At 57.5% G+C, this 20,827-nt stretch carries 16 protein-coding genes and 1 pseudogene; 1 reads left to right on the top strand and 16 read right to left on the bottom strand.

The window, feature by feature from the left end; all coding sequences use genetic code 11:
• Positions 1-154 precede the first annotated feature (154 nt).
• The 16 genes and pseudogenes from CENROD_RS14665 to CENROD_RS08030 form a co-directional block, all read right to left on the bottom strand.
• Entirely contained in the window at positions 155-1,648 is a 1,494-nt protein-coding gene (locus tag CENROD_RS14665; RefSeq protein ID WP_476577879.1) for a methyl-accepting chemotaxis protein, read from the bottom strand.
• A 6-nt stretch (positions 1,649-1,654) separates the two neighbouring features.
• Positions 1,655-3,040 (bottom strand): annotated as a pseudogene (locus CENROD_RS14660) (Cache 3/Cache 2 fusion domain-containing protein); the annotation flags it as partial.
• Between the two features lie 243 nt (positions 3,041-3,283).
• Positions 3,284-5,353 carry a methyl-accepting chemotaxis protein gene (locus CENROD_RS12530; RefSeq protein WP_022774222.1) on the bottom strand — a complete coding sequence of 690 codons (2,070 nt, stop codon included), beginning with the start codon at positions 5,351-5,353 and terminating at the stop codon, positions 3,284-3,286.
• A 79-nt stretch (positions 5,354-5,432) separates the two neighbouring features.
• On the bottom strand, positions 5,433-6,392 hold the full coding sequence (locus CENROD_RS08090; RefSeq protein WP_022774219.1) for a chemotaxis protein: 960 nt from the start codon (positions 6,390-6,392) through the stop codon (positions 5,433-5,435).
• 20 nt (positions 6,393-6,412) lie between these two features.
• Positions 6,413-8,419 (bottom strand): methyl-accepting chemotaxis protein, encoded by a 2,007-nt coding sequence (locus CENROD_RS13600; RefSeq protein ID WP_022774216.1) that lies wholly within the window; start codon positions 8,417-8,419, stop codon positions 6,413-6,415.
• On the bottom strand, positions 8,394-8,912 hold the full coding sequence (locus CENROD_RS08080; protein WP_022774212.1) for a PAS domain-containing protein: 519 nt from the start codon (positions 8,910-8,912) through the stop codon (positions 8,394-8,396). Before CENROD_RS08080 ends, CENROD_RS13600 begins: the two co-directional genes overlap by 26 nt.
• A 137-nt stretch (positions 8,913-9,049) precedes the next feature.
• A complete protein-coding gene (locus CENROD_RS08075; protein WP_022774209.1) occupies positions 9,050-9,604 on the bottom strand; it encodes a chemotaxis protein CheW in 555 nt (184 codons plus the stop codon).
• A gap of 127 nt (positions 9,605-9,731) precedes the next feature.
• Positions 9,732-12,266 (bottom strand): methyl-accepting chemotaxis protein, encoded by a 2,535-nt coding sequence (locus CENROD_RS08070; RefSeq protein ID WP_022774205.1) that lies wholly within the window; start codon positions 12,264-12,266, stop codon positions 9,732-9,734.
• A gap of 109 nt (positions 12,267-12,375) precedes the next feature.
• Positions 12,376-12,786, bottom strand: a complete 411-nt coding sequence (locus CENROD_RS08065; RefSeq protein ID WP_022774201.1) for a hypothetical protein — start codon at positions 12,784-12,786, stop codon at positions 12,376-12,378.
• Between the two features lie 84 nt (positions 12,787-12,870).
• Positions 12,871-15,060 (bottom strand): chemotaxis protein CheA, encoded by a 2,190-nt coding sequence (locus CENROD_RS08060; RefSeq protein ID WP_022774198.1) that lies wholly within the window; start codon positions 15,058-15,060, stop codon positions 12,871-12,873.
• A gap of 13 nt (positions 15,061-15,073) precedes the next feature.
• On the bottom strand, positions 15,074-15,361 hold the full coding sequence (locus CENROD_RS08055; protein WP_022774194.1) for an STAS domain-containing protein: 288 nt from the start codon (positions 15,359-15,361) through the stop codon (positions 15,074-15,076).
• Positions 15,362-15,566: 205 nt separating this feature from the next.
• The gene (locus CENROD_RS08050; RefSeq protein ID WP_022774191.1) at positions 15,567-15,935 is read right to left on the bottom strand and encodes a response regulator; all 369 of its coding nucleotides are present in this window, start codon (positions 15,933-15,935) and stop codon (positions 15,567-15,569) included.
• 11 nt (positions 15,936-15,946) lie between these two features.
• A complete protein-coding gene (locus CENROD_RS08045; RefSeq protein ID WP_022774188.1) occupies positions 15,947-16,582 on the bottom strand; it encodes a hypothetical protein in 636 nt (211 codons plus the stop codon).
• Entirely contained in the window at positions 16,575-18,107 is a 1,533-nt protein-coding gene (locus CENROD_RS08040) for a methyl-accepting chemotaxis protein (protein ID WP_022774183.1), read from the bottom strand. The genes CENROD_RS08045 and CENROD_RS08040 overlap by 8 nt, the downstream gene beginning before the upstream one ends.
• Positions 18,108-18,209: 102 nt before the next feature.
• Positions 18,210-18,605: a response regulator gene (locus CENROD_RS08035; RefSeq protein WP_022774178.1), complete on the bottom strand. Its 396-nt coding sequence runs from the start codon at positions 18,603-18,605 to the stop codon at positions 18,210-18,212.
• A 122-nt stretch (positions 18,606-18,727) separates the two neighbouring features.
• Positions 18,728-19,045, bottom strand: a complete 318-nt coding sequence (locus CENROD_RS08030) for an Hpt domain-containing protein (protein ID WP_022774175.1) — start codon at positions 19,043-19,045, stop codon at positions 18,728-18,730.
• Positions 19,046-19,259: 214 nt separating this feature from the next.
• Between CENROD_RS08030 and CENROD_RS08025 the strand changes: the two genes are divergently transcribed.
• The gene (locus CENROD_RS08025; RefSeq protein ID WP_022771644.1) at positions 19,260-20,765 is read left to right on the top strand and encodes an ISNCY-like element ISSymo1 family transposase; all 1,506 of its coding nucleotides are present in this window, start codon (positions 19,260-19,262) and stop codon (positions 20,763-20,765) included.
• Positions 20,766-20,827: the final 62 nt, after the last annotated feature.

The raw sequence follows: 20,827 nt of genomic DNA, 5'->3' as shown, positions 1-20,827 counted from the left end.
TTCGAGTGTACTCACCGACTTTGCGAGGTCTGCTACGCCGGGAGGCAGGGAATCTTGATGCAGCTCGGCTGGCTCACGCATGGTGGGCCTGTTTGCCGCACCGGAAATGGCTCGGCACTTTGCCATCGTGGCAGCCCTGGGGGGCCGTGTGGGCCTATCTGCCGCGTACCGGCGCTTGCAACATGGGGCGCGTGGGGGATGATGCACCATACACCCCTCTGCTTCCTTGGGTTCCCGCCCTCCGTTCTTTGGCCGATGTGGCGATGGCTACTCCGGTACTGGCATGGGCGGTACGGAAAAAGCCGATGGTGCTTTGCAACTGCCCGGCCTGGTTCGCCAGCTCCTCACTGGTGGCAGCCAATTCCTCGGATGCAGAAGAGTTTTGCTGCGTAGACCGGCCCAGCATTCCCATGGCGCCGCCGATGTGCTGGATCGACGAACTCTGTTCTCCAGATGCCGCAGCGATCTCCTGCACCAATTCACTGGTTCGGCGGATGCTGGGTACGATTTGTTCGAGCAGCTCCCCAGCCAGCTCGGAGGTGGTGACGCTGTTCCTGGCTAGTTCGCCGATTTCCTTGGCGGCTTCTTGACTGCGTTCTGCCAACTTGCGCACTTCCGCTGCGACGACGGCAAACCCTTTGCCGTGTTCCCCGGCGCGTGCAGCTTCGATGGCTGCATTCAGCGCAAGGAGGTTGGTTTGGTACGCAATGTCGTCGACGATGCCGATCTTGACGGCGATCTGTTTCATGGCTTCCACCGTCTGCGCGACGGCTGCGCCCCCTTCGCCGGCTTCTTGCGTCGTCCTGCTTGCAAGGTCGTCAGTCACGCGGGCGTTGTCGGTGTTCTGGTTGATCGACGTCGTCATCGTGTTGACTTGCGTAGTCGCCTCTTCTACCGAAGAAGCCTGCTCCATCGCTGCTTGGCTCAGGGACTGCGCCGTGGCGCTGACCTGGTTGGCCGCATTGCTGAGTGCTTGCGCTGCATCGCGCACTTCATCGACCACACGGGTGAGGTTCTCGCTGGTTTTGTTGACGCTCTCTTTGACCTTCGCGAATAACCCGCCGTAATCCCGGGTGATTCGGCGCGTCAAATCTCCTTGCGCCACGGACGCTAGTACCTCGGCCACGTCTTCCAGGCTTTGTTCGCAGGTATCCACCAGACGATTCATTCCTTCGAAAATTTTGCGGAAAAACCCCGTTTTGCCTTCCAACCCCAGCCGTCCGCCGAAATCTCCTGCACCTGCGGCGTTCACCAATACGTCCAGTTCCTCTTCCGCAGCCAATTCTTCGGTGCGATCGACCCATTGGGTGATGCGTCCAATGAGCGCTCCCTGTCCGTCACGTACGGGCCGAGCGAGCAGACGCAACTTCCTGCCATGTGCATCAATGTCCAAAGTCTCCGGCGCATGCAGCGCACGATCAAACTGGGCCACGTCGGAGCCCTTTTGGAGCAGGATGCTGACTTTTTGTCCGTACAACTTGTGGGGGTCGATGCCCGATGCACTGAACAATCGGAGCAATTCTTCCGCAGCAGGGGTGGCGTGGGTCAGGCGCCCTTCCGTGTCCGAAATCGTCACGCACACGGGCAGGCCGTCGAGTGACTGGCGGATACGCAGGTTGAACGCCGCTGCTGCAGCGGCCTCTTTCATCGCTTGCTGCACGCTGTCGACGGCTTGCGTGATCCTGGCTTTTTGCCCGGGTAGCCGTTCTATGGCGACGTCGAGCTTCCCTTCGGTATACCCAGCCACCACTTCGACGACCCGCATCGTCGTGGCCAGGTGTGACTCCACGATGTCGTTGACGCCTTGCGCCATGTCGCCATAAGCGCCAGGAAGTGCAGCCACGGGCATCCGGTAGTCGATCATTCCATCGGCATGCTGCTTCGCCATCTGCTCTTGCGCGTTCTGGAAGTCGAGGAGCACCATCTCTACCGTGGCCATCGCCTGCACCAAGTCGCCGATTTCGTCTTCGCGGTCGGTACCCAGCACCGAAGTCAGGTCCCCCTGCGCGATTTTTTCGGCGGCTTCCTTGAGATGGTGCATCGGCGCTACGACCAATCGACGAATCAAACCCCACCACGATAGGGAAATCAGGAGCACGATCCCAAGACCGACAGCGGTGTACTGCAGCAGCAGGGTGAGAATCTCTGTGGTGTACTCATCGACATACGTTCCCCCGCCCAGTACCCAGTTCCAATTTTTGATGTAGGTGAACGCAACCACCTTTTCCCGGGGTTGCGTTTCCCCAAGCCCTGGGTTGAGCCAGGGATAGCGAATCAGCCCGGTCTTGCGCTCAAGGATCTCGCGAATGAACTCCCGTCCATCGGAATCTTTGGCAGTCAGAATGTTCTTCCCTTCCTGCGATGGGTGGACGACGAGCTTGCCGTAGTGCTCCCCGGGACGGGTATCGAGTACGTAGTAATAGCCGGTTTGCCCCAACTTGAGATTGCGGATCGAATCCTTGAGCGAGACGAGCTGATCGGAAAAATCCAGCCCGATAAAGCTCAAGCCAATCACCTTGCCCTGTGTGTCGACGATGGGGTCGTACTGCGTCATGTACTGTTTGCCGAACAGCGATGCGACCCCGGTGAAGCTCCCCCCAGCCAGGACGGCTTGGTAGCCCGGGTGTGCCCGGTCGAGCAAGGTACCGATGGCACGTTCCCCTTTGTCGTTTTTGAGCGAGGTCGTTACGCGAACGAAGTCGTCCCCGGTTTTGACGAAAACGGTGGCCACTGCCCCGGTCAGTTGGGTGAAGCCATCGACGATCCCAAAGTCCAGGTTCATCGGCGCACCGTTGCGCAACATCGCTGGGGTTTGTTGCCCTTTGACCTCGATTTGTTCGGCCCCAATCTCGAACGACCCGGCGATGTGATGCTGGAAGGCCTTGGCGAGTTGCCCCGTTCTGCCACGGAGATCCCGATCCGCCCCGTCGATCATTGCACCGAGCATTTGCGTCTTGCCCTCGATTTCCTCGACGACTCGATCCTCGATGAGGTGGGAAATGGAGTAACTGATGGCAGCGATGCATAGCACCAACGCCATAGCCACCAGCAGGAAATTGCTGATGGCGAGCTTGCCTCCCAAACTGACTTTTTTCCACTGCAAAGTAGGCATCATTCAAACTTTCTCTTTTTCAGCCTGCAAGGCAGGCTGACCCATAGGGGGTATGTCGGGGTAGGCAGGGAGCGCCATCGTTCCATGGCGAAAGCAATGCGCAGTAACTACAGCGTAGTCACGCGGCGCATCCCTTGCGTTGTAGGAGCGACGGAAGTCGCGATCAGCGTATCAAAACGGTCGGAAATTTCCCGTCGGGCGCCCCGGGGCTGGCAGTCGCGCTGTGGTGGAGGCAATGCGTCGATCTATGGCGGCTGCCCGAGGTATCGATGGGGGAGCGAACACCCCCTGTCCCCCCAAATTGAAGAAGGCCACGGAACGCTGCAACTGCTCGGCTTGGCTGGATAGCTCTTCGCTCGTCGCGGCAAGTTCCTCCGAAGCGCTGGCGTTTTGTTGCGTGGCCGAATTGAGTTGCCCCATTGCCGCGCCGATTTGCGTGACGGATTCGCTTTGCTCCGTACTGGCTGCGGCGATTTCCTGCACCAACTCGGACGTCTTTTTGACGCTGGGGACGATTTCGTCGAGCAGCTTGCCAGCACGCTCGGCCGTTGTCACGCTCGACCCTGCCAGTTCGCCGATTTCCTTGGCTGCTTCCTGGCTGCGTTCGGCCAGCTTGCGCACTTCGGCCGCCACGACGGCAAAACCCTTGCCATGTTCGCCTGCGCGTGCCGCTTCGATCGCGGCGTTGAGCGCTAGCAGGTTGGTCTGGTAGGCAATGTCGTCGACGATGCCGATCTTGGCGGCGATTTGCTTCATCGCCGATACGGTCTGCGCTACGGCATTGCCACCATCCACGGCTTCCCGGGTTGTCTTGGTCGCCATCCCGTCCGTCACCCGTGCGTTATCGCTGTTCTGGGTGATGGATGCAGACATGACTTCGATTTGCGAAGTGGTCTCCTCCACGCCTGCCGCCTGCTGGCTTGCTGCCTGGCTGATCGACTGCGCAGTGGCACTGACCTGATTGGCTGCGGAAGTGAGTGCATCGGCTGCGCCGCGCACCTCTTCGATGATGCCGGCGAGCTTGCCGAAGCTGTCGTTCGCATCGCGCTTGACGCGGTCAAAGGCTCCTTCGGTCTCGCGTGTGATGCGCTGCGTCAAATCTCCTTTGGCCAAGGCTTCGAACAGGCGCGCCATGTCGTCGATGATGTGGGCGAGTTTTTCCGCCGTGGTGTTGGCATCCTGCTTGATTTGGTCGAAGGTGCCCGAATACTCGCGAGCGATGCGTTGCTCCAGATCTCCGCGCGACAGCGCTGCCATGATTTGCGCCACATCGGCAAAGGCGACGACGGTAGTTTCCAGCAATTCGTTGATTCCGCCGCTCAGCGCCTGGATGGGCCCCGATTTGCCGACGAGATCGACGCGCTTGCTCAGATCCCCCTTCTTTGCCGCAGCGATGACTACCAGGGATTCTTCGACTGCCGTCTTGAGCATGGTATTGGCCTGCACATCGGCCGTAATGTCCGTGCCGATCTTGACGACTTTGAGTACGCGACCGACTTCATCGAGTACCGGCGTATACACCGCTTGCAGCCAGACGACTTTGCCAGCTTTGGTAAATCGCTTGAACACGCTTTGTTGGGCCTTGCCAGCGCCTAGGTCGGCCCAGAATTGCCGGTATGTGGCTGCGCCTGCTTCGGCAGGATCCACGAATATGCGGTGGTGTTTGCCTGTGATTTCCGCTGCCGAATACCCCATGGCGCGCAAAAAGTTCTCATTGGCTTTTTGCACTTGACCAGTCAGGTCGAATTCGATCATGCAGTAGGACGCATCAATGGCGGACAGTAGCCCTTTGGCATCTTGTCGCTGTGCTTCGGCTTCGGTGATGTCGTACCGCACGCCGAGATACTTTTTGGGCTTGCCGTTGTCGCCCATGATGGGGGCGATGACGGCATCGACGTAGTAGGGGGTGCCGTCTTTCGCTCGGTTTTTGATGATTCCCCGGAACATCTCCCCACGCCCGATCGTGGCCCACATTTGCCGGAATGTTTCCTTGGGCATGTCCGGGTGCCGCGTTTTGCTATGCGGGAACCCGATCAATTCGGAACGACCGTATTTCGAGACCTCGACGAATTTCTCGTTGACGCTGACGATGTCGCCTTTCTTGTCTGCCTCCGAGACGATGCTCGTCATGTTCAGGATGTCGGTTCGCACCCGCAGTTCGTCTTCCAACTCGGTCAGTCTGCGGTTGATCTTCGCGCCTTGGAAGAGGCGCTCCCACAAGGAAAATGGTTTGCTGCTCATGTCTGTTCTCACGTTTGTTGGGGAAGATATTTTTTAGAAAGATATCTGGGAATGCACCACTAGCCATGCACCCTGCGTTTCAGCTCGTGCTCAGCACTCTGCGCAGGGTAGCGGAGAGTTCGCTTGGGGAAAACTTGGCGACGTACCCGTCTGCTCCTACCCCTTTGACATGGACTTCGTTCGTCGTACCGGTCAGGGAAGAGTGGATGACGACTGGCATCCCCCGGAAACGGCTGTCCTGTTTGATCAGTTTGGTGAGGGTGAACCCATCCATTTCTGGCATTTCCAGGTCCGTAAGCACGACGGCCACTTTGTTGCGCACCATCATTCCTTCCGCTTTGGCTTGTTCTGCCTGGTTTTGCAGGTAGTCCCACGCTTCTTTGCCGGTCTTGGTCATGATGTAGGAGGCGTTCATGGCCTTGAGGCCCAGCTCGATGACGGAACGCGCCACGTACGAGTCGTCTGCGACCAGAATCACCGTTCCTGGCGGCAAGGGCAATGCCGTCTTGTCCATTTCCCTTTCCGCCGCTTCCCCCCGGCTGTCTGGGGAAACTTCCCGGATGACCTGCTCGACGTCGAGCACTTGCGCGAGCCTCGTGTCGGGGTTGCCGGGGTCGAGGCGGGCTATGCCAGTCACCAACGTGCCAGCGTGCGTGCCTTCTGCGGGAAGCACCTGATCCCAATCCAGCCGGACGATTTCGCGAACGTCTTCTACGGCGAAGGCTTGTACAGTTCGCGCAAACTCTGTCACCATCAGGATCGTGTGCCCTAGTTTGGGCTTGCAGCCGATGACGGCGGAAAGATTGATCACCGGGATGATCTGCCCACGAATGTTGGCCACGCCCATGAGGTGCTCGTGCGCATTGGCCAGCGCGGTGATCTTGGGCATGACAAGCACTTCGCGTACCTTGAATACGTTGATGCCGTACAGCTCCCGCTCGCCCGTCGATGGCGATTCACCGAGCCGGAACAGCAATAGCTCGAATTTGTTCGTGCCAGCCAGCTTGGTGCGTTCTTCGATATCCTGATCAATGCTCATGGTCGCTCTTTCACGTACTTTCAGTACTCGGTAAAGTTCCCTACCGCCGAAGTAGCGGTAGCCGCAACAGGTCTGGCGACGGGTGTTGGCAAGGCCTTTTGTGCGGGCGGGGTTTGGGGAGCGCGACTGGCAAATCGATCCGCTACCTCGATATGCCCGTCCTCGATGCGGAAGAACTGGATGCTTTGCTGGAGTTGCTCGGCTTGGCCGGATAGTTCTTCGCTGGTCGCTGCCAATTCCTCGGATGCCGCAGCGTTGTGCTGTGTCGAGGTGCTGAGTTGGTTCATGGCTTTGCCCACCTTGGTCACGGTGTCGCTCTGCTCGGAAGAAGCCGCTGCGATTTCCTGTACCAGTTCGGAGGTCTTGCGGATGCTGGGAACGATGGCATCAAGCAATGATCCAGCCCGTTCTGCTGTCACTACGCTGTCGCGGGCCAATTCGCCGATTTCCTTGGCGGCTTCCTGGCTGCGTTCCGCCAGTTTGCGCACTTCGGCGGCGACGACGGCGAACCCTTTGCCATGTTCCCCGGCGCGTGCCGCTTCGATGGCGGCGTTGAGGGCGAGCAGGTTGGTTTGGTAGGCGATGTCGTCGACGATGCCGATCTTGGATGCGATTTGTTTCATCGCCTGCACGGTGGAACTAACGGCTTCCCCGCCTTCCACAGCCTCTTTCGTGGTCTGCGTGGCCATGTTGTCCGTCACCCGGGCGTTGTCGCTGTTTTGGGCAATGGAGCTTGACATGACGTTGATCGACCCCGTGGTCTGTTCCACCCCCGCAGCCTGCTCCGAAGCAGCTTGGCTGAGCGACTGGGCAGTCGAGCTGACCTGGTTGGCAGCGCCAGAGAGGGCATCGGCGGCAGCGCGCACTTCCGAGATCACTTGCGTCAGGTTCTCCACCGTCGTGTTGACGCTGTCTTTGACCTTGCCGAAAAGACCGGCATAGCTGCCGCTGATTCGCTGAGTCAGATCGCCTTCGGCCAGCGCGGCGAGCACCCGCGCCACGTCGGTCAGTCCTTGCTCTGTAGTTTGTAGTAACTCATTCATGCCGACGCTGAGGTCGGCGATGAAATCGGTTTTTCCTTCCACGCGGATGCGGCGGCTGAAATCGCCTACACCGGCGGCTGCGACGATGTTGGCCAACTCCACTTCCGATTTCATGTCTTCGGTGCGGTCGACCCAGCGTGTGATCCGGCCCAGCGGGTTGCCCTCTGCATCCCGAATTGGCGTCGCCATGAGCCGGAAGTTTCGGCCATGGGCCTCCACGTCAAAGGTTTGGCCGTTTTGCATGGCTGCTTCGAAGCGCTGCACTGCATCGGGTTGTTTGACGAGGTCTGTGAGCCGCTGTCCGTAGTAGCCCCGGACGTCGAAGCCTGGGCCGCCAAAGCGCTGGAGCACCGTGTAGGCGGCAGGGGTTGCGTACACGAATCCCCCGGTGGCGTCCGACACGGTGACGCTTTCGGGAAGGCTATCGAAGGCGAGGCGGATGCGGAGATTCTCCTGGGCTATCTGCTGCTCTTTCTCTTGCAATCGACGGTTTTCTTCCGCCGCACGTTCCCGTTCTTCGGTGCTCTTTGCCATCTGCGCGACAGAGGAATTGGTCTGGTGCAAGGCGTCTCGGAAAGTGCCCCGCAAACCTGCTTCTTGTGCAGTGCGGAAATACTGCCCTTGGCTGGCGTAGCGCAGCACCGTGGCTTGTTCGCGGAAGCAGGCTTCGAGCTGGTCGAGCATGTCGTTGAAATCCCAACACACTCCCTGGAATAGCCCCTGCGTGGGTAATCGGGTTAGTCGTTCTCCAAACTTTCCTCGCGCCACCGCCTTGGCGATGTGCTGGATTTGCAGGATATGCCGATGCTGGCAGCGCAGATTGCGCAGAAGCACTGTCAGGCACCACAAAACCGGTATCAACCAATAAACGGTGAAGGGATCCCCCCTATCGTGCCAAACTTGGAGTGCAGCGCCCCCTACGAGCAGCACACCCGTCACCCATGCGTAGGGTAGTACATCAGAGCGACAGGATGAACTGCTCATAACTCACTCCTTTTTGTTGTAGAACGTTGACCAACCACGCCAGCGATGCAGCGCAGGCGTCCTTCGGACCTGCTTTTCGTTCTTCTTCGAGCATCGCGTGGTACACGTCCGTCATGACGGCAACTCCGGAGGCCTTGGCCTTGCGCCGGACGGAAAAATACCCTGTTGGCATTCCCTGGGGATCCAAATCGGGCGTCACATTGGCAAAAACCCAATAAAACCCGCCGTCCTTGCACATATTCTTGACATAGGCAAAGCATTCATTTTTCTGTTCCAGCGTGTTCCACAAAAAATGGAACACTCCGCGAGGCATATCGGGGTGTCGAATAAGGTTGTGCGGGGCGCCGAGCAATTCTTTCTCGGTGAACCCGGAAAACTCCATGAAAATTTGGTTGCAGTAGGTGATGTGTCCCTTGAGATCGGTCTTGGAGACGATGAAATCGTCTTCCCGCATGACCCGTTCGTGTTTGGTGGGCTGTACCTTGTATTTCATGGGTTTCTCCCTCTGCGTGTGGCTATGGCGGTATGCAGTCGGTAGGGGCCACACTCCCCGTTTCTTTACACATCAGGTCCACCCCAAGCAGGTGGTATCCGGCGTTGCGCTCGGACTATCTCCGTGCCTCCGGGCAACTACGCAACCTTTGCTATGGATAGGCTGCGTATTCCTTGGTGCTTTTCCGCCAAGGTGGCCATATCCTCGATATTGAGCGCCTTGTCAGGTTCCAGGATGACGATGAATTCCTTCCCAATCTTGCCCAGCCCGTGGATGAATTCCCGGGAGATGGTCGTTCCAAACTGGGGCGCTGGTTCGATGTGGGCAGGCGGAATGTCGATGACCTCGCTGACCGCATCGACGAGCAAACCCAACTCCACCTTGTCCATGCCCACGTCGAAGATGATGACGCAGGTTTTTTTCCCCACCTGCGCTCGTTGTCGGCCAAAGCGGGCTTGCAGGTCGATGACTGGCACGACGGCGCCGCGCAAGTTGATGACCCCCCGCACGAATGCCGGCATCAGCGGTACGACGGTCATCGCGCTGTGCTGGATGATTTCCCGCACGCTCCGAATATCGATAGCAAATACCTCGTCGCCAAGGCTGAATGTCAGGTACTGCTCTGCCTGTTCCTTCGTCACCACTGGCGTTCCAGTTTGGGACGCAGGCTTTATGGGTAGTTGTTGCGTCATATTCGACTTTCTCTACTACGGAACGATCCCTCTCCCCCTGGGAAAGGGAAGGGGGAGGGGAGGCTCTGGGTGCGTGCCGTGCGTTGGGATGCCACGATCCCGGCACTGCACAGTGACCCCTATTTTTCTAGAACGGGCGGAAGTTGTCGGGATCGGTTCTGCGTACCGGCCTGGGAATCAGGGGAGTGTGTTCCGGCATGGGTGCGCTGCGCCGCCCTCGCACTTCCACATGTGGTACTGCGGGAGCATCGTCGCCTGTGTGGAAGAAAGCGATGCTCCGCTGCAATTGCCCGGCTTGCTCGGAAAGTTGCTCGCTGGTGGCAGCAAGCTCCTCGGATACGCTGGCGTTTTGTTGCGTGACCTTGCTGAGTTCCCCCATCGCCCCGCCGATTTGGGTGACAGACTCGCTCTGCTCCGCGCTGGCAGCGGCAATTTCCTGTACAAGCTCCGAAGTCTTGCGGATGCTGGGGACGATTTCTTCGAGCAGCCGCCCTGCATGTTCGGCTTTTGTCACGCTGTTACCGGCGAGGGAACCAATTTCCTTGGCGGCCTCTTGGCTGCGCTCCGCCAGTTTGCGTACTTCTGCAGCAACGACGGCGAAGCCTTTGCCGTGTTCCCCTGCACGCGCAGCTTCGATGGCTGCGTTGAGCGCAAGCAGGTTCGTTTGGTATGCGATGTCGTCGACGATGCCGATTTTGGTAGCGATGAGCTTCATGGCATCGACCGTTTGCGTCACCGCACCACCGCCATCCGTAGCTTGCTCCGTGGCCTTGGACGCCATGCCATCCGTCACTTTGGCGTTGTCGCTGTTCTGGTTGATCGACGACGACATCAACGCGATTTGTGCAGTCGTTTCTTCGACCGACGCCGCTTGTTCACTGGATGCCTGGCTCAATGCTTGTGCAGATGAACTAAGCTGCCCCGAAGCGCTGGTCACCGACCCCGCTGCCATCCGTACTTCCCCGATCACGCGCTTGAGGTTGTCGACGGAGGTATTCACGCCATCCTTGACTCGGCCAAATAGACCGTCGTAGTCCTGGATGATGCGCTGTGTCAAGTCACCCTGGGAAATGGCCAGCATGACTCTGGCTACGTCTTCCAGACCCCGTTCGTTGATGTCCAACAACTGGTTCATCCCGCTGGAAATTTTGGCGAAGAAGCCTACTTTGTTGTCGACCCGCAGCCTGTTGTTGAAGTTTCCTCGTGTGGCTGCTTCCACCATTGCATCCAGCTCGACCTCCGAGGCAATTTCGTCAGTGCGGTCGATCCATTGCGTAATCCTGCCAATGGTGGTTCCGCTGGCATCACGCACGGGTTTGGCTTGCAGCCGCAGTTGGCGCCCCCCTGCTTCCAGATCGAGGGTTTCTTCGGAGCGCAAGGCGTGTTCGAAGCGCGCTGCGCGGTCTGGATCCCGCAGCAGGGTGCCGATCTTGTTCCCGTAGAACTGCTGCACATCGAATCCCGGCCCACCTACAAGTCGGAGCATTTCCTGTGCCGAGGGTGAGGCATGCACTAGGCGGCCTTGGGCATCGGATACCGTGACGCTCACGGTATCTAGCGCGACACGAATGCGTTCGTTGAATCGGGCAGCTTCGGCCGCAGCACGCATCGTGGCTTGCACCGTGTCCATGGCTTGGGTCACACGGGCTTTTTGGCCCGGCAAGCGATCCATGACCACGTCCAGATTGCCGTTGGAATATGCCTGGATGACCTCAACCACTCGCATCTTGACCGCTATATGGTTGCGAACGAGCTGGTTGACGGACACTGCCATTTCGCCATACACGCCCTGCAACTGATCCGTCGGGATTGTGTAATCGAGCATGCCCGCATCGTGTTGGCGTCCCATCTCACGCAGTGCATCGACGAAGCGACCGAGAACTTCTTGCATGGATGCCATGGAACACAAAAGCTGCCCGGTTTCGTCGGCAAACTGTTCTCCTGTGTCGCCATCCAGTTTGCCAGCCGCTACCCCTTCGGCTACGCGCACAGCACGCGCCAACGGAATCGTGATGCTGCGGATGAGTAGATAGCCGGCTACGACTGTCGCGACTACCGCTAGAGTGATGGCGGCAATGATTCGGCTCTGCGTTGTTGCCGCACTGGAATGAGCCGCACGATATGCATCCTCCGCTTGCGTGAGTTGTGCTTTCTTCAGGCGATGGATGGCAGGCGCCAGCTCTGCCCAGCGGTTCGTGAGCGTCTCATCAAGGAGTAATGCGCGGGACGGGCTGTCGTCACGCAAGGCATCGACCATGGGCTGCAGGCCATCGCGGACGAAGGCCGTGCGCTTGGCTTCCAAGTCTAGGAGCAATTTGCGATCTTCGTCATCGTCGCGTCCATCCGCGTGGGCATGGAAGCGGCGTAGTGCTTCATCGACGATGGCAATGTTGGCTGTGATGCTCTCGACAGCTTGGCGAGAATTCGCAGTCGAGGGGTTGAGGATAGCGCGCATCACCAACAACTGATTCTGCTGGATGAGCGTCTCGACCGTAGCCAGGTGTTCGAGCGGAAGCATTCCCTGGTCGTATTGATCCTCGACTTGGTCATTGGCATGGGCGGCTGCACGCAACCCCACCCAGCCAACGACGACCAATGCACACGCCAGCACTGTCAACAACACAGTAAGGCGCACCCCAATTCCCAGATCTTTCCAACGCATGACTATGCTCCTGCCCTGTGAGGACTTGCTATGGCGCCAGACCGACACCAACGTTGTTACCAAGCAGCGGCGTGCGACCTTTCCAAGAATGCACGCCCGTGCAAACTGTTTATCCGCCGAGCTCCGTTAGCAGGCTGAAACACTTGTTGATGCGTTCTTTCTGAATGCCTCCGGCCAGTTTGAGCGCATCGGCTTCCTGCCCAGCGAGGATGAGCGGAACCAGTTCAGTTTCCCGGGTTTTCTTGAAGGCACCCCAGGTCTCCACCAATTCCTGGAATTGGGCTTCCTTGCCTGGAGGTGCCTTGAGTTTGGCCAGCAGAGCACTGGTTGCCGCAGCAGTATCTTTGACGATCTTTTGCTGGTCGGCTCCGCGCCGGGTTTTGTCGGTCGCCAGCACGACGAGGCTTTCGCGCGCTGCGGTCATCTTGGCACGCAGGGTTTTGAAATCATCGGCATAGGCTCCGGTTGCCCACAACATCGCGCACAGCGCGACCGTTCCTGCCATCAACCACTTTTTCATGATGCTCTCCTTGCTTTGCTAGTTAGACACACAATCATTTCGCCCACCACGGATCGCGGTGCATGCCACGGTTTACGTCACAGCTTATGCCACGCTAGTGTGCTCCGCAGTGACCAATTCCCCCAACGACGCGACATCCAGAATCAACGCGACTTCGCCGCTCCCCAGGATGCTCGACCCGGAAATGCCCCGCAGCGTGCGGAATAGCCTTCCCAAAGGCTTGATGACGGTTTGTTGCTGACCAAGCAGCACTTCGACTTCGATCCCGTATTTGCCACGCGGGGAGTTGACGACGACGACGCTGGTGCGGTCCGGCAAGCCCGATTCGATGCTGTACAGCGTGCGCAGCCGAACCACCGGCAACACCGCACCGCGCAACTCGACGCAATGCCGCCCGGTAGGATCGACGCGGACATGTTCCCCACCTGCCTCAATGACCTCGACGACCGAGCCGAGGGGCAGGACGAATTTGGCTTTGCCTACGCCGACGAGGAAGCCGTCGATGATCGCCAATGTCAGCGGTAGCCGAATGTCCACTTGCAACCCTTTGCCAGGGCGGCTGTACAGTTTGATCGACCCGCGCAATGCTTCGATATTGCGGCGTACCACGTCCATCCCCACCCCGCGACCGGACAGGTTGGTGACCTGGTCCGCAGTGGAAAAGCCAGGCTCGAAGATCATCATGTAGATCGTCTCATCGCTGGGAACGATGCCTGGCTCGATCAGTCCCCGGTTCCAGGCACGCTGCAAGACGCGGTCTTTGTTGATCCCCCGGCCATCGTCTTCGATGCGAATCAGGATGGCGCCTGTCTCATGGCGTGCGCACAGCGCGAGCCGCCCCATGGAAGGCTTCCCTGCCGCAAGGCGCTCCTGTGGCGGTTCCAGGCCGTGATCAAGGGAATTGCGAACGAGGTGCATGAGCGGGTCTGCGATCTTCTCGACCATCGATTTGTCGAGTTCGGCCTCCCCGCCGATGATTTCGAAATTCACTTCTTTGCCCAGACTGGATGCGGTATCGCGCACCACGCGGCGGAATCGGCTGAAAGTCTCCCCTACGGGAACCATCCGCAGCCCCAGCGTGCCGTTGCGGATTTCCTCAATGAGGCTGTTCATGTGCAGGTTGGCTTCGATCAGCGCGACGTTGCGCGTTTCGCGCGCCAGCAGATTCGCGCCCGCCCCGGCAATCACCAGCTCGCCCAACAAGTTGATGACGGCGTCGAGCCGGTCGGCTTGCACCCGGATGTAGCGGTTTTCTTCGCTGACATTCGTTTCCCGCGCCTTTTGTTGCTTTTTCAGCGCAGCTTCGACGACGTCCGGGGAGACACCGGCGTTGGCTTCGAGGAGGTTCCCGATCTTGGGTCTTTCCCCTGCCGAGACCGTGGCCGCACGTTCTTGGTCGGTCAGGACTTCGGTGAGCTTGTTTTGGGTGACTGCGCCGACGGAAACCAGCATGTCCCCCAGCCTCGGGGTGCTGGGCATCGTTTCGATTGCCCGCACGAGCTTCTGTTCCGGGCTTTCCGGCGCACGGATATCGAGTTCGCAGTCATCGACGACGAAGCTGAACGCGCCCTCAATGTCTTCCCGGGTTGCCTTGGATTCGAGCTCCATCGTAAACCCGAGATAGCAGGTTTCCGGGTTGAGGTTGACCAGCGAGGGAACCGTGTCCACTGCACACACCATCGACCTGATCTTGCCCTGGACATTGAGGTACTTAACGATGGACAGGGGATCAAGCCCATTGCGGAAAGTGTCGGGGCCAAAGCGTGCAGAAACGTTCCAAGTCGCAATCGCAGGAGTACTCCCTGGAGTGAGCGAGGTGGGTGAATCGCCCGGTGACGATACCGCTGGTGCCGGGGCAGCTATTCCTTCCGTATACGCACGCAACTGGATGGTTAAGTCGGCGCGGAGATCGCGTTGATCCCCGGAATCCGCAGCGTCGTCCGTCGCAGTCTGCACCAGGAATTTGATCTGGTCGTTGCATTGCAGCAGCAAGGTACTCATTTCAGGGGTCAGGGCGACTTCCCCATCGCGCAATTTGTCGAGCAAGGTTTCGACATGGTGCGTGAATTCGACGATCTTGTGCAGCCCGAAAATGCCGGCGGAGCCTTTGACGGTATGTGCGCAACGGAATAAGCTGTCCAACAATTCCCTGTTGTCTGGCGCTTCCTCCAGTTCGAGCAACAAAGACTCGATGGACTGCGTCTGTTCCCCGGCTTCGCTGATGAATGCGGGCATTGCCGCAGCGATGAAATCCTGGTCTGCGTCTTGATTCATGGTGTGTCTTCCCTCAGGACGGGTGGGTCATGGTGTCCAGCCAGCGCGTCAGTCCCAACAAGGAGCAGGCGCGAACGACGGCATCGCTGGGATGCGTCAATCGCCAAGCGTGATCCATGTTGGCCAGTGATGCCAGCAACTGCAACCCGGCGCCGTCGATTTCTGACACCTTCGCTGCAGAAACATCAAGCACCGCTGTGTTCTTCGCGGTCTGCTTGCTGACCCACGCCAAGAGCTTGTCCCGGGTCTCGATGGCGCTGTAGATGGTCATTTCCTCGGGGAGCTCGAACTGTTCACTCATGGCAATTTCCTGGAAAAAACGCCAGATGCATTAATGAAGGACGAAAAGCACAGCACTACACCACGGCCTGGCTTGTGGGTCGAAGACCTGCATCTTGGCAATACGCCTTGGCAATACGCACACTGCAACGCGCCCACCACAATAAGACACGGCGTCATTAGCGTTGACCCCGGTTGGCGTTGACCCCGGTTAGTGGTACGAATAATCAGGGCAAGCAGAGCTTGGAGACGGCATTGAGCAGAGAGGCGGGGGAAAAAGGTTTGACCATCCATGCCTTGGCACCGGCGGCTTTGCCTTCCTCTTTTTTGGCCTCCTGGCTTTCCGTAGTCAACATGAGGATGGGCAGGAACTTGTAGTTGGGCAGCGCCTTGGCGGCCCGTACAAATTCGATCCCGTTCATTTTGGGCATGTTGACGTCACATACCACCATGTTGATCTTGCGACCATCAAGATACCGCAATGCGTCTTGACCATCGCACGCTTGCAGCACCTCATACCCCGCACCTTGCAGTGCCATCGCAACCACCTGGCGGAGGCTGGCGGAATCATCAACCACCAATATCGTTTGCGCCATACCTTTGCACCTCAAAAGAAAGTCGTTTCTTCTTCACCACCATTGTTCTGGTGTGATTCCCCGGCGTGGTGGAACTGCTCCACCATCACATACGAAGACTGTAGGCGTTCGAGCCATTGCTCCGGCCCCAAAGATGTGTCTGCATCTTCGATGGCCTTGCGCAGTCGCTCGACGTCAGTTCGGAGGATGGCCACCATCTGGTTGAGCCGATCCTGGTATTGAAAACCGCGATACATCCGATCCACCTGTTGGATGACCAGTTGTGTTTCCCGCTCAAAGGGTTTGGCCATCGCTTCGAGGGAATCGACGCAACGGTGAATCATTTCCTTGGCGCGGTCGATTGCCTCCGCCACCTGGGGAGTGCATTCCCCCAACACGGGATCGAATACGGCATCGCAGGCCCGCGCCAATTGGGTGATGCCCCCATCTCCCTGGGCGAGCGCTTCGGTGATCTGCTGCGACTGGCGCGTCGTCATGTCGAGGTGCGGGCCGATATCCGAGAAGGCGGAGAGCATTTCCGCCACGGCACCTTCGGAATGCCGACACAGCACATCAAGGTGTCTGGTCCAGACTGGCAAGACTTGCGCGCTTAACCCAACGAGGGTCTGCGCAGCAACCTCGCGGGCTTCAGGAGTGGGTTCAGTCATAACTATGCCACCGGGAGTTGAAGTAGCACCCACAGCCCACCAAGCGATCATCGTCCAACGGAACGACGTACGCTGTTTTGCGCTGCACCTCGCCCGTCGTGGGATTGGTGATGCTGTAGCTAACCCAGCCCCCTTGTTCTTGGTCGCACAAAGCCCACGCTTCTTCCAAAAGCTGGTCGGCATCCAAGCCCGGCATGGAACGCAGATCGGTACCATCTTTTTCCGGCATCGCACCATGGACGGTGTACATCCCGGCACGGTCGACCACGAAGACGTACATATCCCGGTCGAGGAAAGGGCCGTGGGGGTCATGGAAATCGTGGATGGCGCGCTCTTCTCCCACGCTGCGCCAGTGCATCATTGCGTCGAAAACGAGCTGCCGAGCCTGGTCTGCAGTGCCTTGCCGCAACTGGATGTCCCCCACCGAAATCTCCAGCGTCGATGCTTGCTGGATGAGACGGTCGGAATTGACGCTTGCGCGGGTGACCAGTGTCGTGTTTTCTTGTGTGAGGATATCGAGGTCACCGACGGCATGCACTACTTCTTCCAACGCGCTGCTTTGGGAGGCAGAGCCTTCGGCCATGACGTTCACGTTCATGGCGATCTCCGCAATACCGGAAATCAGGCTGGCCATCGTGTCGTTGATTTGCTTGATCCCCAGTACCGTATCCCCCACGCGGGCAGCGGATTCGGCAATCAATCCCCGAATTTCGGCAGCGGCAGCTTGGCTGCGCTTGGCAAGGTTGCGCACTTCTGCAGCCACCACGGCAAACCCCCGGCCCTGTTCGCCAGCCCGTGCTGCTTCGACGGCGGCGTTGAGCGCAAGCAGGTTGGTCTGGAAAGCGATGCCGTCGATCACGCCGATGATTTCGGACATCCTGCGGGATGTGACCTCCAGCGGCCCCATGCTTTGCATGGCATCGTGCATCATCGTGCCTGCCGAGTTGGCTTCGTTGTGCAGGCTGCTCGTCATCATGCTGACCTCGTGCGCCGCCTGGGCGTTGCGGGCAACGGTCTCGCTGACGTGCTTGACGTGGATCGACGTCTGTTGCAAATGCTGCCCTTGTGCTTCGGCTCGCTCCGCCAGCGAACGGGTATCTTCCACGAGCTTCTTGCCCGTATCCCCCAGCAGCACGGCGGCAGTACGGATGTTGGAAACCATCCAAGACATGTTCTGGATCATGTGTTCCAGATGGCGCCCGAATTCGCCGAGGGTGCTGATGTCCGTCGTTCCCCTGCGAGTGAGGTCGCCCATCGACGCCGAACGCATGGCCCCTTCGGTGCGGTCGCGCTCGTTGTAAGTCAGGTCAAAGAACGCCGCCTGAAAATACCCCCACAGCAATACTCCTATGGCGATCACGACCAAGACAGCAATATCTACAGCCAAGCTCTTTTGCTCGCCCTCGGTCAACCGCAACACAAAAACGACAGCCAGCGCCAACAGTAAGGGGGCAGGCAAAACCCAGAACCGCGCACGCCCCGACAAGGGGCGCAGGATCCAGGATGCGGGCGTGAAAAATGCCATGGAGAGGCTCCCGAGGTGGTCCCGACAGTACGGCGACAGTGACGCTACGACGGAGTACGACGATGAAAAGTGCGATGAGCGCTACCGGTGCAACCAGTGTTGCTACGGGGTAGTGCCGTTCAGTGCCAACTCCAGCTTGGCTTGCAGCGTTTCGAGCCTCGGAGGCTTGACGATATATCCGAAGGTACCCAGCGGCATGGCATGCTCCAAAGTGGTCGTGCTGGCATCGGCGCTCATGAAAATGACTTTCATGCTCCGGACGAGCTGATTGGCATGGGAGCGCAATTGCTGCACGAACTCTATACCGTCCATCGGCTGCATGTGGATATCGGTCAACACCACGTCGGGCCGAAAAGTCTCGACAGCGCGCAGGGCACTGGCACCGTCCGCTGCCGTTTCGATGGCATGGATTCCCAGGCGGCGTAAATTGTTGACGACGAAATTGCGCATTACGGGGTCGTCTTCCACCACCATGATACGGGCTTGGGTAATTTTCATTGCTGATTTGCTCACTTATTTGGCCACCGGCCAGAACACCGCGATCAATAGACGATCCACGCCGGATCGACGAGAACACTGCACATCACAGAACTCAGAACTGCCCCAGCGATTCCCTTCTCTCAGCAACTCGCACCATTTTGCGCCAAAAACTCGCGAATCTCCGCGACGAGCCGCTCCAACTGCGGCTCCAATTCGGTGTAGAGGGGCAGTACCACCGACGCAGGCTCGGTCTTGCTGATTTTCTCCACGGACGTGACACGTTCGATCAACGCATCGCACGCAAAGATAGGCATGTATCCCTTGATCGAGTGGAGCACCTTGTTGGCGGATGCAGCATCTCCGGCATGGAGCGCTTTCCCGATACGCGGTAGCTCTGGGGCCAAGCTGGCCACGACTGTTTCCAGAATTCTGGCCAGGCTTGCATGGGAACCCATCATGCCTACGCCTCGGCTTATATCTAGTATCTGACAGAAAAATAGAAAACCATGCAAAATCAACAGGGTACGCTACGTTTGGGTGGGTGAAGATTGAGCCGCTTTCCTGCGATTTTCATGAGATTATGCATAAGATGTCGCATTACACACAAAATTTTTAATTTTGATATAATATTTTCATCCTACTTCAATCTTCATTAAAATAATTGGGAACTACATGCGCTCTGTCATAAATCCTCAGATGAAATTAGGCGAAGATCCTATCGCCAACATTCAACTTGATCTGCGTTCTCGCGATGATATCCCAAAATTGCTGCTAGGACTTCAGTACATCTACACAATACCAGACGTACGCAAAGAAGTTTTCTCTATCCTCTCAGAAATTCTCCCGGTACTCCCTTCTGGTGAAAAAGTAAAAGCACATATGGGTCGCCCAGGTATGTCGCAGTGGCAAATTCTTGTCATCGGTGTGGTTCGATTGGGTCTGAATATCGATTACGACCGATTGGAAGAGCTGGTGAATCAACATCGGACATTGCGACAAATGCTCGGGCATACTGACTGGTATGATGAGACAAAATACAACGTGCAAACCCTGAAAGATAATTTGAGGTTATTTACCCCAGAGATTCTTGATCGAATCAATCAAGTTGTGGTCAAAACCGGCCATACGCTAGTAAAAAAAAGCCCGGACGACGTTCTACACGGTCGTTGTGATTCCTTTGTCGTTGAAACAGATGTACATTTTCCAACCGATTTGAATCTTCTTTTTGATGCTATAAAAAAGATCATTGCATGGAGTGCAAAGTTAGCGGAGAAACATAAATTGTCTGGCTGGCGTCAGCATGAACACTCTTATCGCCAATTCAAAAAGCAGTATCGCCATATCCAGCGGCTTCGGCGCTCTCATTCAAAAAATGAAGCCAAACGTGCAGCAAAGGAAGCTGCCATCCACGAAGCATGCGAGGAATATCTCAAGCAAGCCAAAGAGCTGTTCGAGCGCGCCACCCAAACAAGGCAGGAAGTCGTCTTGGCTGCATCGCAGATCAGCGCACAGGAGCAAGGGTTGCTATCGAAGCTGCAGGTCTTCATAGGGCATGCAGAAAAGTTATCAGATCAGATTCGCCGTAGGGTGATCAACGGGGAACGCATTCCGCATTCGGAAAAGATATTCTCGCTGTTTGAACCGCATACGGAGTGGATAAGCAAAGGCAAGGCTGGTGTGCCTGTGGAATTGGGGGTAAAGGTTTGTATTCTGGAAGATCAACATCGTTTCATTCTGCATCATCACGTTATGGAGAAGCAAGAAGATAACGAAGTTGCTGTACCAATGGTTGAAGCTGCCAAAGAACGATTCTCGACTTTGAATGCCGTGAGTTTTGACAAAGGATTCCACAGTCAAGAGAATCAGAAAAAATTGGCAAAATTATTAGACTGTGCTGCTTTACCAAAGAAAGGGCGCTGTTCTCAAGCGGAACAAGAACGAGAATCGAGCGAGACATTTGTGAAACTACGGAAAGCACATTCTGCTGTAGAGTCGGCGATCAATGGATTGGAACACTTTGGTTTGGATATGTGCCCCGATGAGGGAATAAAAGGATTCAAACGCTATGTTTCATTGTCAGTCTTGGCACGAAATTTTTACCGTATTGGCATGGTGGTTCGTCAGCAATCGATTGATGCCGAGCGAACGACACCACCATCCATTCGTCGAGCGGCTTGATGCCGCTCGACGGTCTTTTTCAAGGGATGCATGAGTGGTTGCAGAGGATAGCTTTTCCTTCA

It is taken from the genome of Candidatus Symbiobacter mobilis CR (assembly GCF_000477435.1).
GTDB classification, from domain to species: Bacteria; Pseudomonadota; Gammaproteobacteria; order Burkholderiales; family Burkholderiaceae_C; genus Rhodoferax; species Rhodoferax mobilis.
Note: the sequence above shows the minus strand (reverse complement) of the source record. Positions and strands in the feature narration are given on the sequence as shown.

What these genes read in the sequence shown, in the direction of transcription:
- CENROD_RS12530 (WP_022774222.1), bottom strand. Translation starts at nt 5,353, where the DNA reads ATGAGCAGCAAACCATTTTCCTTGTGGGAGCGCCTCTTCCAAGGCGCG.
- CENROD_RS08025 (WP_022771644.1), top strand. Translation starts at nt 19,260, where the DNA reads ATGCGCTCTGTCATAAATCCTCAGATGAAATTAGGCGAAGATCCTATC.
- CENROD_RS08075 (WP_022774209.1), bottom strand. Translation starts at nt 9,604, where the DNA reads ATGACGCAACAACTACCCATAAAGCCTGCGTCCCAAACTGGAACGCCA.
- CENROD_RS14665 (WP_476577879.1), bottom strand. Translation starts at nt 1,648, where the DNA reads ATGAAAGAGGCCGCTGCAGCAGCGGCGTTCAACCTGCGTATCCGCCAG.
- CENROD_RS08040 (WP_022774183.1), bottom strand. Translation starts at nt 18,107, where the DNA reads ATGGCATTTTTCACGCCCGCATCCTGGATCCTGCGCCCCTTGTCGGGG.
- CENROD_RS13600 (WP_022774216.1), bottom strand. Translation starts at nt 8,419, where the DNA reads ATGAGCAGTTCATCCTGTCGCTCTGATGTACTACCCTACGCATGGGTG.
- CENROD_RS08070 (WP_022774205.1), bottom strand. Translation starts at nt 12,266, where the DNA reads ATGCGTTGGAAAGATCTGGGAATTGGGGTGCGCCTTACTGTGTTGTTG.
- CENROD_RS08065 (WP_022774201.1), bottom strand. Translation starts at nt 12,786, where the DNA reads ATGAAAAAGTGGTTGATGGCAGGAACGGTCGCGCTGTGCGCGATGTTG.
- CENROD_RS08080 (WP_022774212.1), bottom strand. Translation starts at nt 8,912, where the DNA reads ATGAAATACAAGGTACAGCCCACCAAACACGAACGGGTCATGCGGGAA.
- CENROD_RS08035 (WP_022774178.1), bottom strand. Translation starts at nt 18,605, where the DNA reads ATGAAAATTACCCAAGCCCGTATCATGGTGGTGGAAGACGACCCCGTA.
- CENROD_RS08030 (WP_022774175.1), bottom strand. Translation starts at nt 19,045, where the DNA reads ATGATGGGTTCCCATGCAAGCCTGGCCAGAATTCTGGAAACAGTCGTG.
- CENROD_RS08090 (WP_022774219.1), bottom strand. Translation starts at nt 6,392, where the DNA reads ATGAGCATTGATCAGGATATCGAAGAACGCACCAAGCTGGCTGGCACG.
- CENROD_RS08045 (WP_022774188.1), bottom strand. Translation starts at nt 16,582, where the DNA reads ATGACTGAACCCACTCCTGAAGCCCGCGAGGTTGCTGCGCAGACCCTC.
- CENROD_RS08055 (WP_022774194.1), bottom strand. Translation starts at nt 15,361, where the DNA reads ATGAGTGAACAGTTCGAGCTCCCCGAGGAAATGACCATCTACAGCGCC.
- CENROD_RS08060 (WP_022774198.1), bottom strand. Translation starts at nt 15,060, where the DNA reads ATGAATCAAGACGCAGACCAGGATTTCATCGCTGCGGCAATGCCCGCA.
- CENROD_RS08050 (WP_022774191.1), bottom strand. Translation starts at nt 15,935, where the DNA reads ATGGCGCAAACGATATTGGTGGTTGATGATTCCGCCAGCCTCCGCCAG.